Here is a 14,610-nt window from a genome sequence, read left to right as displayed (position 1 = left end):
TTATACCGGCAGGGCTTTTCTTGTTTTTGACTTGTCTAAAGAGATTTCAGGGATACCGAAGCATTTATTTTTTTCCCTATAATGATTTCCAATATCGATATTGGATTCGTCGATGTCCATACGGCGGATGCGGCTCGCTACTACAGTGACGATAGGTTGTGAACCCGGTCAGGTCCGGAAGGAAGCAGCCGTAGCAGCTGAAGCGGGTACTGAATTCAAGCGGACTGCAGCCGCCGCCCATATCTTCCCATGTCGCAGAGCATGACCGATATCAATCTGAGTCGCAAGTGAGTTATCTAGTCTTAGCCAGGAAGTGGCGCCCGAGGAATTTCGAGCAGATTGTAGGCCAGGAACACGTAGTCCGAACACTCAGGCACGCACTCGATAATGAACGGCTGCACCATGCCTACCTCTTTACGGGAACCCGCGGTGTCGGCAAGACCACCTTGGCCAGAATTCTCGCCAAGGCCCTGAATTGCGAAAAAGGTGTCAGTTCCAAGCCCTGTAACGACTGCGGTGCCTGCACCGAAATAGACGAGGGGCGATTCATCGATCTGATTGAGGTGGATGCCGCCTCGAGAACCAAAGTGGAAGATACCCGCGCACTGCTGGACAATGTTCCTTTCAGCGCAACTGCCGGTCGCTACAAGGTCTATCTGATCGATGAGATCCACATGTTGTCCGGACACAGTTTCAACGCACTGCTGAAAACGCTGGAGGAGCCCCCGGAACACGTGAAGTTCCTGATGGCGACAACCGACCCGCAAAAACTGCCTGTCACCATCTTGTCGCGCTGCATCCAGTTCAACCTGAGTGCGATGGATTCAAATGAGATCAGTGCCCAGATGATAAGAATTCTCGAGCAGGAAAACATTGATTTCAGTACCGAGGCAGTCGACAGTATCGCCCGGCAATCGCGAGGCAGCATGCGCGACGGACTCAGTATTCTCGACCAGGCGATTTCCTATACCAACGGCAAGTTGGAGGAAGCGCCTGTCCGTGAAATGCTCGGAATGCTGTCGCAGGACTTTCTGCTTCAGCTCCTCACCGCGATTGCAGATCAGGACCCCGACAGGATGCTTGAGATCACCGGAAAAATGTCACAGCAGTCTGTCAATTATGAAAGTGCACTGGATGATATTTTGCTTATGCTTCACGAACTGAGCCTGCTCAAGGCCGCACCTCAGATCGTCACCGAGAGAGCGGACAATATCAATGATCTGAAAAAGCTTGAATCCCAGCTTTCAAAAGAAGAGATCCAACTGTATTATCAGATTGCACTGATTGGCAAGCGAGACCTGCCGTTCGCGCCGGATACTCAGACAGGATTCCAGATGGCGCTGATGAGAATGCTGGCCTTCCACCCGGCACCGAGTTCTTCCGCACAGCAAAAGGAACGCAATCCCTCTCCCGAACATCCAAAAGTGCCGGTCACACCGCGCGGTCAAGCCAAAGCGTCCGATCCACCTCGTGCCCAAAAGCCGACCACACCTGAGGCGGACTCCCCGCAGCCGGAGAGCCCAAAACAATCGCCACACCCCACCATTGCGAAACTTCAGACTTCAGATGACTGGCTTGACATCCTCGACAATGCAGGGAAACTTTCGGGGCCGACCAGACTGTTCGCTAAAAATCTGTCATTCAGGTCCCGCTCGGGGAATACTATAATCGTGGACGCACCTGATAAAGATTCGGTTGCAATGGACCGGCCGGAAATCCGATCAAGGCTCGAGGCGATTTTGCGTGAGATAACCGGTGATAGTATCGAATTGGTCGTCGAAAACGGCGCCAATGAGAACGAAACACTCAGTCAGAAACAAGAGCGGGAACATACGAAACGGATTGCTGAAACGCGGCAGACCATCATCGGACAGGAACTGCCGTCACTCTTGATGAAAGATTTCGGTGCCAAACTTGAAGAGGTCACGCCGAAGCAGGAGTGAGAACAGACACATTTATTGGGGAAAGGAACACGCGATGACAGAGAATTTCAAGGAATTGCTGAAGCAGACTACAAAAATTCAGACACAGATGAAACAAGCACAGAATGAGATGCACAAGCAGAGAGTCACCGGGGTCGCCGGCGCAGGACAGGTGAAGGTTGTACTGACCGGACGATATGATGCGATCGACGTGCAGATTGATCCGTCATTGATGGAAGGTGATCGCGAAGTGATTGAGGATCTTATTGCCGGCGCAATCAACGACGCTGTAAAGCGCGTTGAGCAGATGAATGAGGAGCATATCACGAACATAGCATCCGAACTTCCATTCAACCCTCGGGATTTCCCCTTTTAGCCACCGGACTGCCCCGCTGAGATGACTGTTGCAAAAGCAGTCGACGATCTGACCAAGGCCCTCCGACGCCTGCCGGGAGTAGGACCTAAGACAGCTCAAAGATATGTATTTCAGTTGCTGGCGCGCGATCGGAAAGGTGCGACAGAAATTGTCGACACCCTGCAAAAGGCCGTTGAATCCGTACGTCATTGCAGCCAATGCAATAACTTCAGTGAGTCGCCCGTATGCAGCATCTGCGATTCTCCGGCACGCGACCGTTCACAACTGTGTATCGTTGAAACACCCGCAGATCTGAATTCATTCGAGGAAGCCGGCGTTTACCAGGGCTTGTATTTCGTCCTCATGGGAAAGATCTCACCGATGGACGGCATTGGTCCGGACGACCTGAACATCGATGAGCTGCTCGATGTGCTTAAGTCCAATCCTGTCAATGAAATCATACTGGCAATGAACATTACATTGGAAGGAGATGCAACCGCGGACTACCTGTCGGAACGAATGACCGAATATGGATGCACAATAACCCGCCTTGCGCGCGGACTTCCCCTCGGCGGAGAGCTCGAATACATGGACAAGGGCACCTTGATCGAGGCGTTTCAGCGCCGTGTGCCAAACTGATTCCGATGTCCACGGACTGTGCGTTGCCATGACAAAAGCACCCCGAAACCGCACACTCACCTGCTCCAGACAGGAACTCGCCGAATTGTCCGGCGAGATACTGAATCCGAACTCACGGATGTCCCTGGACAAGATCTCTGGCCGAGTAGCGCAAGGTGACGTATTCAGATTGATCTCATTGCTGCCGGATAGGTTCGTTGATCTCCTGATCCTTGACCCACCCTACAATCTCAGCAAGAACTATCACGGTACCAGATTCCACAACCGGGACGGTACACAGTATCAGGCATGGTTTGAGAGTCTGCTCGATGCACTCATGCCGACACTGAAACCCCATGCGACAATCTATGTCTGCTCAGAATGGCGGACTTCCGTTCTCATCGGACCGATCCTGCAATCCAGATTCCATGTGCACAACCGAATCACTTGGGAAAGGGAGAAGGGTCGCGGCGCGCGATCAAACTGGAAAAACAATTCAGAAGACATTTGGTACTGCACCAGATCAGCGGATTACTTTTTTGATGCCGAAGCAGTGAGATTGAAACGCAAGGTGATCGCACCCTACAGGGTCAACGGTGATCCAAAAGACTGGGCGGAGGAGGAAAATGGGAATTTCCGTCTGACATTCCCTTCCAACATCTGGACTGACATCACCGTTCCGTTCTGGTCCATGCGGGAAAACACGGATCACCCAACCCAAAAACCCGAAAAGCTGATCGCGAAACTCATGCTCGCCAGTTCAAGAAACAATGACTTCGTCTTCGATCCTTTTCTCGGCAGCGGTACCACCGCTGTGGTCGCCACCAAGCTGGGAAGAAGATGGTTTGGCATGGATTGCAATCAGGAGTATCTTTGCTGGGCGCTGAAGCGAATTCGGCTTGCCCGGCAAGACCCGGGCATTCAAGGCTATCGGGATGAGGTGTTCTGGGAAAGAAATTCAGCGAACACAGGCTGAATGCAACTGGAAAATATATTGTCCCGTCCGTCCCGATTCCAGCTGCAGCAATCGCAGAATCATCTCAGCAGGTATTTCCTGTAAAATCATTAACGGCATTCACAGTACTTACCCCTCCTTGATCTCAATCATGTCCAATCCAATTGCTGGGATATCTGACTCGTGCGCGGACGCCAACCCGAAAAGAGACGTCGGGCAGTCGGACGTACGACACACGACCGAAAATTCCAAGCAACAGCTGAGTCAGATCCGTTCGTTCGTCCAGGACGATCTGGACGCCATGCAGGATTATGTCCTTGAGGCACTGGACTCGGATATTCCCCTGATTCAGGACGTCGGCCGTCACATCGTTGAACATGGTGGTAAAAAAATGCGGCCGATCACGGTTCTTCTAGGTGCCCGGGTATTCGATTACCCGGGTCCCCATCATGTCATGCTTGCGACAATCCTGGAGTTTATCCATGTTGCAACCCTGCTTCACGATGATGTCGTGGACGATTCAACCATGCGTCGCGGTCGCGCCAGCGCAAAGTCCATCTGGGGCAACCCCGCAAGTGTGCTCGTGGGTGACTTTTTCTCTACCAGGGCGTTTGAACTGCTCGTATCCGCTGACAGTCTCAAGCTGTTCGAGGTCATGACCAGCGCCATGCGGAAAGTTGCTGAAGGAGAAGTCCTCCAGCTTGTGCAGATGCATGCCTATGAAACCACCCAGAAGGACTACTTCGACACGATCGATCGCAAGACTGCTCCCCTGTTCTGGGCTGGCGCGCAACTCGGAGCGATCATCACCGGCCAGCCGCAAGACGTTCGGCACAACATGGCGCAGTTCGGATACAACCTGGGTATGGCATTTCAGCTGATCGATGACTACCTGGACTATGCCGGAGACACCGAGACGATCGGCAAGGAAGTTGGCGATGATCTGATGGATGGAAAGATGACTCTTCCCCTGATTTACGCGCGAGACCACTGCAAGTCACAACACACAGAAACAATCCGCTCTGCAGTCGATAACCCGGACGAAACAAAAGTCGCCGGGATATGTGAGATTGTTGCCTCGTCCGGCGCACTTGAATATACTGTCAGCCTCGCTTGCAAGTACCGCGACAGCGCAATCGAGAATCTCAGGTTTTTGCCGGACTCAGCCTGCAAGGAAGTACTTTTCAAATTAATTGAGTTTGCGGTCAGTCGGGACTTCTGACCATCAGGAATTCGGGGTGTAGCTCAGCCTGGCAGAGCACTGCCTTCGGGAGGCAGGGGCCGGTGGTTCAAATCCACTCACCCCGACCAATTCCGTTCCCGGTTTCATCTCATTTGCCCGAATCCGGGGCGAACGGACACGTCAGATGGGCAGACCGTAAGATGCCGCCTGCAAGGCGCTCCCCGTCAATTGAGGGTACTTTTCGCTGACGACCGCAGAGTCCAGCCGGCAACGACAACATTCCGCAATGCAGATACCCGTGTGGGAGAATTCCTTCTCCCACACGGGTCTTGGTCATGTGATCGCAGTCAACTGCTGCAGTTGACCGCAACAGTTATTCCGCAGCAGCAGGGGCCGCTTGGGCGGGTTCGACAACCACAGCTGATGAATCCTCGCTCAGCGACTTCACAATGCCGTAGGTCATCAACAGCATGATCACGCTCACCGGCAATGCGGCTGCGATGGACGCGGTCTGAAGCGCGCCGAGACCACCGGCAAGAAGAAGAACCGCGGCGACGAATCCCTCTCCAAGTCCCCACACAATCCGGAACTTCTGAGGTGGGTGATCATCGCCCATGCTGAGCATCGTCGTGATCACCAGTGTTCCTGAGTCCGACGAGGTGATGAACCAGGTCGCTAACAGGAATGTTGCCAGCGCGGCCATGAGCCAGTTGAGCCAGTTCACGCCGGTCATCTGATCGATGGTGCCGTAGAGGGCTGCAGGCAAGTTCCAGTTTCGGACAAGATCCGCAATTCCCGCCGTTCCAACGCCGCCATCGGCCATCATCTCGATATACATTGCGTTACCGCCGAAAATGCACAGCCAGAAGAAAGCCAGCGTGGTCGGGACAAACATGACGCCTACCATGAATTCTCGGATGGTACGTCCCCGGCTGATACGTGCGATGAACATGCCTACGAATGGGGCCCAGGAAATCCACCAACCCCAATAGAAGATCGTCCAGCCGCCTTGCCATTCCCGCTCACCAGGACCATTGAATGTGGCAAACCCCATCGGAATCGCATTCCATAGGTAATCGCCGATCGTGGTCACGAAGAACCCCATCAACCATTGTGCGGGACCGCCGAACAGGAAGTAGGCGAGCAGAACCGCCGACAGCCAGATATTCCACTCCGAGATGATTCGGATTCCATTGCCGACTCCGGACACCGCTGACAGGGTCGCCACGACAGAAATCACACCGATCAATATGATCTGGGTGAAAACCCCCGGGTCGATGCCAAACAGGTGATTGAGTCCAGCTGCCATCTGGCTTACACCGAGACCGAGCGAGGTCGCAACGCCAAAAACTGTACCGAACACAGCAAGCAGGTCCACCGCGTGCCCGACGGGCCCGTAGATCCTGTTACCGATGATCGGATACAGGGAAGATCTCAGTGTCAGCGGCAACTTCTTGCGGAATCCAAAGTACGCCAGGCACAGACCGATCATCACATAGACAGCCCACGCATGAAATCCCCAATGAAAATAGGTTACCCGCATCGCATGAACGGCGCGTTCCTCATTCATCTCCGTCACCAGGGCCCGATCCGCAAATGGATTGTTCGGATAACCCCATGGCTGCGTGTTGTCGAAGTAAAACATGGGCTCTGCAATACCGAAGAAAAGCAGGCCGATACCCACTCCAGCTGAGAACAGCATCGCGAACCATGAGAAGTTGCTGAACTCCGGCTTGGAGTTATCGTCCCCAAGCTTGACTGAGCCATGTCGACTGCACATCAGAAAAATGCAGACAAAGAACATGACTACCAGTGCGCTCACATAGTACCAGTTGAGTGCGGATTCGATCCAGCCTCGGACCGCCGAGTAGATGCCGCTCGCGAAATCAACATTCAGTGCGGTGAAGACAACGAAAGCCAAGACCATTGCCTTGGACGCGATGCCCATTCCTGGATGGAGACCTTTCCACAGACCTCCGGTTGCCACTGCAGTTCGATTTCCGTTAGACTTTTGATTGTTCATATTATTACATTCCCGGGTAACTATACCCTCCTTGGTCTACCAAAAAGATGGCCAGAGCTTCAGCCTTACGCCCTGGATGGTGACGCATGCCCATGGCAGAGCATCGGTACTTCCTAACCGAGTTCACTTCTACCATCTCATCGATTGATGAAGTAAATCGTCATAAAAAAACGAATATCATGGAAAACTCCATTGAAGAAATTATACAAATTTATGCTGACAGGTTAGAACGCACGAACCCGACCGGGCAAACCGTATGAAGTCAGACCGAACCGATCTTGCTACCGAAGAATTCCTGCCGGCGGCTGAACTCGATCGTCTGAGAAACAGACGATGGCGGACGCAGCGGGAATATGTACTGAACCGATCCTCGTTCTTCAAAAGACTGTGGACTCAATCCCATGTTCCGCATAGGCTCGAGGAGTTTGCGAATCTGCCGCTGTGCTGCAAATCCCTGTTGCGAGAATCCCAGATTGCCTGCCCTCCATTCGGAGATTATCTTGCAGCCGACCCGGATTCCATCGTGCGATTGCACCGCACCTCAGGCACCACGGGACAGGCCATGAATGCAGCCCTGACTGAATTGGATGCGCTGCAGACCGCACGAATTGGCGCCAGATGTTTCAGGGCCGCCGGGCTGAAGCCCGCAGACATGGTAATCCATTGCCTGAACTATCAGATGTGGATGGGTGGCGTTACAGATCACCTTTCGCTGGAAGCTGCCGGAGCAACCGTGATTCCCTTCGGAGTCGGCGACAGTCGACACCTGATCAGGACGATTGCGGACCTTGATGTCGCCGCCATTCACTCAACTCCTTCATATCCTGCAGTGCTGGAACAGACGATCAGCGATCATTTTGAGAACCTCACTCCCAGGGATCTCGGGTTGAGGATCGGCCTTTTCGGCGGCGAGGCGGGACTCGACAGTGAGGCTTTTCGAAACAGGCTCGAGGAGACCTGGGGCTACGCAGTGCGAAACTCAAACTACGGGATGGCTGACGCTTTCAGTAACTTTGCCGGACAATGTGAACACAGCAACGACCTTCATCTTCTCGGGCACGATGTTCTGTTTGCGGAACTGATCTGTCCGCAATCACTTTCGGTGATTCCTTTCGAAACAGGTGAGACCGGCGAGCTTGTACTCACGCACCTGATGCGTCAGGCACAGCCTCTGGTGCGCTTTCGGACCAACGATATGGTGACGATCACCGGTACAGATACTTGCCGATGCGGTCGTACCACACCGCGTTTTCGTGTACTCGGGCGCAGCGACGACATGATCATTGTCCGAGGCGTCAACGTCTACCCGACTGCTGTACGCGGGGTCATCAACAGCATTCCCGAACTGTCAGGTGAGTTTCGTATCCGCTTGCGCGGCAAAGGTCCCTATGACCGACTGCGTGTCGAGGCCGAACTGGCGGCACAGACAACCGCGACCGCGGATCTGGCGGAAACAATCGAACACAAGATCAGGCAAACGGTACGGGCCTCAGCACAGGTTGAGCTTTTTCCAGCAAGATCATTTCCCCGAACCGAGGGCAAGACAAAACGAGTAATCCGGGAGTAGATTGATATGAGCAATACTGTATTGTCGAATACGAAAGACAACGTCCGAACCATCACCTTGAATCGTCCGCTGCGATTGAACGCCATGAACTCCCAAATGCTCAGTGAGCTGTGTCTGGCACTTGACGAGGCGAATGCCGACCACAACATCGGCGCAATCGTATTGCGCGGGGCTGGACGCTCGTTTTGCTCAGGCGATGATCTGAAGGATTTCGACAGTCAGGCGCGAAGCGAACAGGACGCGTTGGCCTTCATTGAGTCTATCCAGGATGTCACCCGTCGAATCGTGCTCGGGGAAACAACCGTGATCGGCGCAATCCACGGTTGGGCAGTCGGCGGCGGACTCGAGTGGGCAATCAATTGCGATCTCGCGGTTTTTGCCGACACGACGCGTTGTTTCTTTCCGGAACTGAAGTGGGGAATGTTTCCGACCGGCGGGGTAACCTACCTGCTGCCAAAGACGATAGGACTTGTGAAGACCCGGGAACTGATGCTCTTGGGGGAGGTATTCGACGCGGGCGAAGCGCTCAAGATGGGACTCGCCTGGAAAGTGGTTCCCGAGGACTCGGTCTACGACATAGCACACCAGGCCGCACAGCGCATCGCAGCGTTGCCTCGCAACGCTGTGACTGACCTTAAGAAAGTGCTCAATCAGGTCAACGCTGACGCGCTTGAACTCGCGATCAAACTGGAAACCGAGGCGACAGTCCGGGGGTTTCTGGACCCCGAAACCCATAACCGCTTGCGTGAGTTCATCGATTGAGTCAATCCGCGTTCCAGGTAACCGCGGTCACTCGAGACTTTCTCCTGTTCTGCGTGCCTGCAATCATTTACCAAGCCCCTTTTTCAGCCCAACCGATCGCACGACCGTCAGGCTATAATCTGCCGGGTCAATTGGGTTCGGGCATGGGAAGCAGTCGGTGGCTCCACTATAGACACCACAATTTCCTGCTGCATGCATTTGGAGAGGTGACCGAGCGGCCGAAGGTGCACGCCTGGAAAGCGTGTGTGCGTGAATAGCGTACCGAGGGTTCGAATCCCTCCCTCTCCGCCACAAAATCCGTTCGCAGTTTGTGCTGTTGACGACTTTATCGGATGCGATCCTGGCACCATGTCTGAATCTGCGGCAGTTGAATCCATAATCCAGGCCGATACCGAGGGCGGGTCCGCTGGCCGGCGAGTCATCAATATGGACGATTTAAATCCAGCATCGATTCCGCACACGATTTCCCCGGCAATGCCCGGGTTGCGTATTGTTTCTCAGCAATGGAACTAGGCGGACTGTTCCTCAGTGCCCTGCTGTCCGCGACTGTCCTTCCAGGAGGTTCCGAGGCAATACTTGTTTATCTCGACTCACTGGCCGAATACGGTTTTTGGACCCTGCTGGCTGTCGCTTCGGCAGGAAATACCCTGGGCGGAATGACCAGTTATCTTCTAGGGCGGATATTTCCTAAACGCCGGTTCACTTCAGCAAGCGCCAGCAAAGCGATTGCGGGCATATCCCGATATGGTCCGCCATTGCTGCTCCTGTCCTGGGTTCCTGTGATCGGTGACGGGTTGTGTGTTGCAGCTGGATGGCTGAGAATCAATTGGCTTTTGTCGGCAATACTCATCGGCGCTGGCAAGACCGCACGATATGCTGTCGTGCTTGTCGTACTGTAATTGGCTGTGGCGCTACGTATAATAAGAAACGCCTTCACGACCAAATTGACCGCAATATCCAGCAACGAAAATGCGCAACCGAATACAGATTATCGCCTCGCTTGGTGGCGCAAGGCTCACCCGTGCAGTTGTGATTGCCATCATTTTTGTCGGCGGGACTGTCGCAGTCTTCGCACAGCAGCAATTTCACGCCGATCATACAGACCGTGCAGCCGTAAAGCTCGGGAGCCAGGTTTATGTCCAGCATTGTGCTGTTTGCCACGGTGCCAATCTTGAAGGCGAGCCCGACTGGACGAAGCGCAAGGCAAGTGGCGCACTGCCCGCACCGCCGCACGATCCCTCCGGTCATACCTGGCATCACTCAGATGAAATCCTGTTCAAGCTGACAAAGTTCGGGGTGAGGATTTTCGCAGGCCCCGAATACATCACTGATATGCCAGCGTATGAGAAGATTCTCACCGACGAGGAAATCCTCGCGGTGATCTCCTATATCAAAAGTACCTGGCCGGAAGAGATACTTGAGGCACAGGAACGGATGTCACAATAGTCCGCTTTCCGACCAGGCGGATCGGCACGATCAGGCGAAAACAAACGGGTGCTGAATCTGGCGGAGAGGGTGGGATTCGAACCCACGTGGAGCTTGCGCCCCCAACGGATTTCGAGTCCGCGCCGTTATGGCCACTTCGGTACCTCTCCAAATCCCGATCCAACATGGTGGGCGACTCGTATTATAAGATGTTGACTATTGCGATTCCCACACAACCCACATTCAGTTCAGCACTCAGGGCCGATCCTGCGCACTTGAAAAAATTGCTGAATCAGTTCCGAACATTCATCATGCAAGACGCCTCCCATCACCTCGCATTGATGATTCAATGCCCGATGACGCAACACATCCATCACTGAACCGGCGGCACCCGATTTCGGATCGCTTGCGCCGTAGACCAATGCCGACAGTCTCGCCTGGACCACCGCGCCGGCACACATCGCACACGGTTCCAGTGTCACATACATCGTGCTTGCAGGCAGGCGATGATTGCCCATCCGAGCCGACGCGGCACGCAACGCTACAATTTCAGCATGCGCACTTGGATCGCGATCAATGATTGTGCGGTTGTAACCCTCACCCACAATCTCACCAGCATGGACAACAACGGCACCGACCGGCACTTCGTTCAATTCCAGAGCCAGACGCGCCTGCGTCAGTGCATGACGCATCCAAAGTTGATGTTTCGGCATCCGTTCGACCACCGTGCGGGATAGTTGCGGGACAGTTGCGACTTTGGGCGTGCGCAACTCAATCGAATGGCATGTGACCGGCTACCCGCGCCGCCACAGGACGGGAAACCAGTCCGTTCGCATGCGTTGTCCGGGTTCGAGACCGATATCGGGAAATGGCGGCGACGTCTCAATCGCACGTTCACAGTAGGTGACATCGTCCCCAAGCCAGCGTGTGGACACCGCCCGTCGTCTCGCCTTGATCTTGCCGGCTGTCGTACCGTGCAACGTCAGGAAGTGAAACGCAATACAGTCGCCTGGTTGAAGATCCCACGCAAGAACTTCAAAATCACCGTGATCTTGATTGACATCAGGAGCAGCCTCAAGATGCTTCTCGGCCGACTCAAAATCCTCGCCGTCCAGAAAGGAAACCGGATGAAACAGCCGATTCCACAGGTGAGAGCCCTTGACAAAACGGACCGCTACCTCGGCAGGTGTCTTGTCCAGTGCGACATACAGGCTGACAGTCTGCTTTCCATCGACGCAGTAATACGGCATATCCTGATGCCATGGTGTTGCAGCCTGGGTACCCGGCTCTTTGCAAAACGCATGGTCATGAAAGAACTGCGACTCATCGGATCGCATCAGCTGACCGGCGACCGAGGCCGCACATGATTTTGTCACATGGTCAAAATACTCGGGAATCAGCATCCAGTTGCAATAACTGTCGAAAAATCTTCCAGGCGTCCCTGCAGGAATACTCTCACATGGAAAAGCATAGTCATTCGGAGCATCAAGATTTCTTTGCAGACCGTTTCGAAGCTGCGAAACCCAGTCCGAGAACAGTCCAGGTATCAGTACCGCGCCATCCTCTCGGTATTTTTCGATCAATTCATCTGCGACCGGGACGGATGGTACCGATAACAGATCAACATCCGGAACACCGTTCTTTCGCCAATCGACCGTCGTCTGATTTCCACCGCTCTGCGTTGTCACCGCACCGTCCATAACCCACTCCATAACGTCAGTTGTCCTGATTGCTTCCCTGGTTCGGGGCCGCCGCTTCAGGCAACGCCCGGGCCGGCTGAGTGCAGGTCCGGACTTTCGCCGCGTCGCAAGGTAAGTTGTTTGAGATAGTACATGCACACAGATTATAATAGCGTGAACGCAGCGTCAATGATGACGTCCCCTACCGATCATTCGATTCGCGAATCAATCTTGACTGCAAATTACGACTCCTCTGCAATTGAAGTTCTGGTCGGACTTGAACCTGTCCGGCAACGGCCTGGGATGTATACCCAGACCGACACACCCAACCACCTCGCTGCCGAAGTCATAGATAACAGTGTCGACGAGGCAATTGCCGGACACGCCGGAAAGATCGACGTTGTCCTGCATTCCGATCTCTCCATCAGTGTCGAGGACAACGGCAGGGGAATTCCAGTTGACATTCATGAGCAGGAAAGCGTTTCCGGCGTCGAGGTGATCATGACGCGTCTGCATGCAGGGGCAAAGTTCTCGTCCAAGAACTACCTGCATTCGGGCGGCTTGCACGGTGTCGGAGTCTCAGTTGTGAACGCACTTTCGAAACAGTTGATCGTTCACATCCGCCGCAACGGCTTTCTCCATCAGATGAAGTTCGCAAATGGCGATGTGGTGGAAGACCTGTCGGAAATCTCAACAGTTCCGAAGTCCAGTTCAGGAACAAGAATCCAGTTCTGGCCGGATGCCAAGTTTTTCGACTCGGTCCACATCAACGTCGCCAAGCTCAAGCGACTGATGCTGGCCAAGGCGGTCCTATGTTCCGGATTGGAACTGACCCTCACCGACGAAAACGATGAAAGCAACAACGAAGTGTGGAAGTTTGCGGAAGGGTTGCCGGATTATCTCATCGGACAGCTCAATGGCAGCGAGAGAATTCCCCGCGACCCGCTCATCATTCATCGAAGTGATGAGCAGACACAAGTCGATTGCGCGATCTGCTGGACACCGCAAGCGCATCAGACAGTCACAGAGAGTTATGTCAACCTCATTCCAACAGAACACGGCGGCACTCACGTCAATGGGTTCAGGACCGGCATAACCGATGCCGTTCGGGAATTCTGTGAGTTTCAGAATCTGCTGCCGCGAGGCCTGCGAATTTCAGTCGAGGATGTCTGGCGCCACTGCAGCTACATACTTTCTGTGAGAATGGAAGACCCGCAATTTGTGGGTCAGACAAAAGATCGCCTGTCCTCAAGACATGTGGGCAAGTCTCTCATCTCCATCGCCAAGGGTGCGACCAGCCTGTGGCTCAACCAGCATATATCTGATGCGGAGAGAATTGCCCGGTTGGCCATCGAAAATGCCCGCAGAAGAGAGATCGCGGCCAAGAAGGTTGAAAGAAAGAAAACCGCCGCCGGGCCTGCCCTGCCCGGCAAGCTCAGCGACTGCACCAGCCGAATCATCCAGGATACCGAACTGTTTCTGGTCGAGGGGGATTCTGCCGGAGGCTCAGCGAAGCAGGCGCGTAATCGCGCATCCCAGGCCATCTTGCCGTTGCGCGGCAAGATACTCAATACCTGGGAAGTGGCTTCAGCGCAGGTGCTGGCGTCCGATCAGGTACACTCCATCGCAGTCGCGCTCGGCGTTGACCCGGGGTCGGCCGATATTTCCGGGCTGCGCTACGGCAAAGTCTGCATACTGGCAGATGCCGATTCCGACGGCGCACATATCGCCACACTGCTGTGCGCGCTGTTTGTCAGACACTTCCGCAGTCTCGTCGAGGCAGGACATGTCTACGTCGCCATGCCACCGCTATATCGGGTTGATGCCGGTAAGGACGTCGGCTATGCGCTGGACGATGAGGAACTCGAACATACCAAATCCAGGATGCAGGCGAAAAGGCCAAAGGCAAAAATCTCGGTTCAACGCTTCAAGGGACTCGGCGAGATGAATCCCGCCCAGCTGAAAGAGACTACGATGAATCCCGACACCCGCAGGCTGATTCAGCTTCGTATCGACTCATCATCAAAACTGGACCGAACCCTGGATATGCTCTTGGGCAAGAAGAACGTCGCCGAAAGGAAGAGTTGGCTGATGCAGGTCGGGGATCAGGCCGGATACTGA

Annotated in this window: 13 protein-coding genes, 3 tRNA genes and 1 other RNA gene; 13 read left to right on the top strand and 4 right to left on the bottom strand. The window is 54.2% G+C overall.

Annotated elements, in window-relative coordinates; translation table 11 throughout:
- The first annotated feature begins 131 nt into the window (after window positions 1-131).
- The 7 genes from ffs (at window position 132) to OXI60_12310 (ending at window position 5,161) form a co-directional block, all read left to right on the top strand.
- Window positions 132-229: signal recognition particle sRNA small type (gene ffs / locus OXI60_12340), an RNA gene on the top strand.
- 58 nt (window positions 230-287) lie between these two features.
- A complete protein-coding gene (gene dnaX / locus OXI60_12335; protein MDE0310597.1) occupies window positions 288-1,943 on the top strand; it encodes a DNA polymerase III subunit gamma/tau in 1,656 nt (551 codons plus the stop codon).
- Between the two features lie 34 nt (window positions 1,944-1,977).
- Window positions 1,978-2,298 carry a YbaB/EbfC family nucleoid-associated protein gene (locus OXI60_12330; GenBank protein ID MDE0310596.1) on the top strand — a complete coding sequence of 107 codons (321 nt, stop codon included), beginning with the start codon at window positions 1,978-1,980 and terminating at the stop codon, window positions 2,296-2,298.
- Between the two features lie 21 nt (window positions 2,299-2,319).
- Complete coding sequence (gene recR / locus OXI60_12325; protein MDE0310595.1) at window positions 2,320-2,916, top strand: recombination mediator RecR; 597 nt, start codon at window positions 2,320-2,322, stop codon at window positions 2,914-2,916.
- A gap of 28 nt (window positions 2,917-2,944) precedes the next feature.
- Window positions 2,945-3,871: a DNA methyltransferase gene (locus OXI60_12320; protein MDE0310594.1), complete on the top strand. Its 927-nt coding sequence runs from the start codon at window positions 2,945-2,947 to the stop codon at window positions 3,869-3,871.
- Between the two features lie 130 nt (window positions 3,872-4,001).
- Complete coding sequence (locus OXI60_12315) at window positions 4,002-5,072, top strand: polyprenyl synthetase family protein (protein ID MDE0310593.1); 1,071 nt, start codon at window positions 4,002-4,004, stop codon at window positions 5,070-5,072.
- A gap of 12 nt (window positions 5,073-5,084) precedes the next feature.
- Window positions 5,085-5,161, top strand: a tRNA-Pro gene (locus tag OXI60_12310).
- A gap of 245 nt (window positions 5,162-5,406) precedes the next feature.
- On the opposite strand, the gene OXI60_12305 is transcribed toward OXI60_12310, so the two are convergent.
- Window positions 5,407-7,056, bottom strand: a complete 1,650-nt coding sequence (locus OXI60_12305) for a BCCT family transporter (GenBank protein ID MDE0310592.1) — start codon at window positions 7,054-7,056, stop codon at window positions 5,407-5,409.
- Window positions 7,057-7,312: 256 nt separating this feature from the next.
- Between OXI60_12305 and OXI60_12300 the strand changes: the two genes are divergently transcribed.
- From OXI60_12300 to OXI60_12280, 5 genes are all read left to right on the top strand, one after another.
- A complete protein-coding gene (locus OXI60_12300) occupies window positions 7,313-8,623 on the top strand; it encodes a hypothetical protein (GenBank protein ID MDE0310591.1) in 1,311 nt (436 codons plus the stop codon).
- Between the two features lie 6 nt (window positions 8,624-8,629).
- The gene (locus OXI60_12295) at window positions 8,630-9,385 is read left to right on the top strand and encodes an enoyl-CoA hydratase/isomerase family protein (GenBank protein MDE0310590.1); all 756 of its coding nucleotides are present in this window, start codon (window positions 8,630-8,632) and stop codon (window positions 9,383-9,385) included.
- A 200-nt stretch (window positions 9,386-9,585) separates the two neighbouring features.
- Window positions 9,586-9,676, top strand: a tRNA-Ser gene (locus OXI60_12290).
- Between the two features lie 212 nt (window positions 9,677-9,888).
- The gene (locus OXI60_12285; protein MDE0310589.1) at window positions 9,889-10,284 is read left to right on the top strand and encodes a DedA family protein; all 396 of its coding nucleotides are present in this window, start codon (window positions 9,889-9,891) and stop codon (window positions 10,282-10,284) included.
- Window positions 10,285-10,354: 70 nt separating this feature from the next.
- Window positions 10,355-10,831, top strand: coding sequence for a cytochrome c (locus OXI60_12280; protein MDE0310588.1), 477 nt, complete (start codon window positions 10,355-10,357; stop codon window positions 10,829-10,831).
- A gap of 58 nt (window positions 10,832-10,889) precedes the next feature.
- Here the strand turns inward: OXI60_12280 and OXI60_12275 are convergent.
- From OXI60_12275 to OXI60_12265, 3 genes are all read right to left on the bottom strand, one after another.
- Window positions 10,890-10,980, bottom strand: a tRNA-Ser gene (locus tag OXI60_12275).
- A 78-nt stretch (window positions 10,981-11,058) separates the two neighbouring features.
- Entirely contained in the window at window positions 11,059-11,523 is a 465-nt protein-coding gene (gene tadA / locus OXI60_12270; GenBank protein ID MDE0310587.1) for a tRNA adenosine(34) deaminase TadA, read from the bottom strand.
- Window positions 11,524-11,604: 81 nt separating this feature from the next.
- The gene (locus OXI60_12265) at window positions 11,605-12,510 is read right to left on the bottom strand and encodes a phytanoyl-CoA dioxygenase family protein (GenBank protein ID MDE0310586.1); all 906 of its coding nucleotides are present in this window, start codon (window positions 12,508-12,510) and stop codon (window positions 11,605-11,607) included.
- 210 nt (window positions 12,511-12,720) lie between these two features.
- Between OXI60_12265 and parE the strand changes: the two genes are divergently transcribed.
- Entirely contained in the window at window positions 12,721-14,610 is a 1,890-nt protein-coding gene (gene parE / locus OXI60_12260; protein ID MDE0310585.1) for a DNA topoisomerase IV subunit B, read from the top strand.

The organism is Acidiferrobacterales bacterium (assembly GCA_028820695.1).
Taxonomy (GTDB): domain Bacteria; phylum Pseudomonadota; class Gammaproteobacteria; order Arenicellales; family JAJDZL01; genus JAJDZL01.
This window is presented reverse-complemented; position numbering and strand designations above follow the sequence as displayed.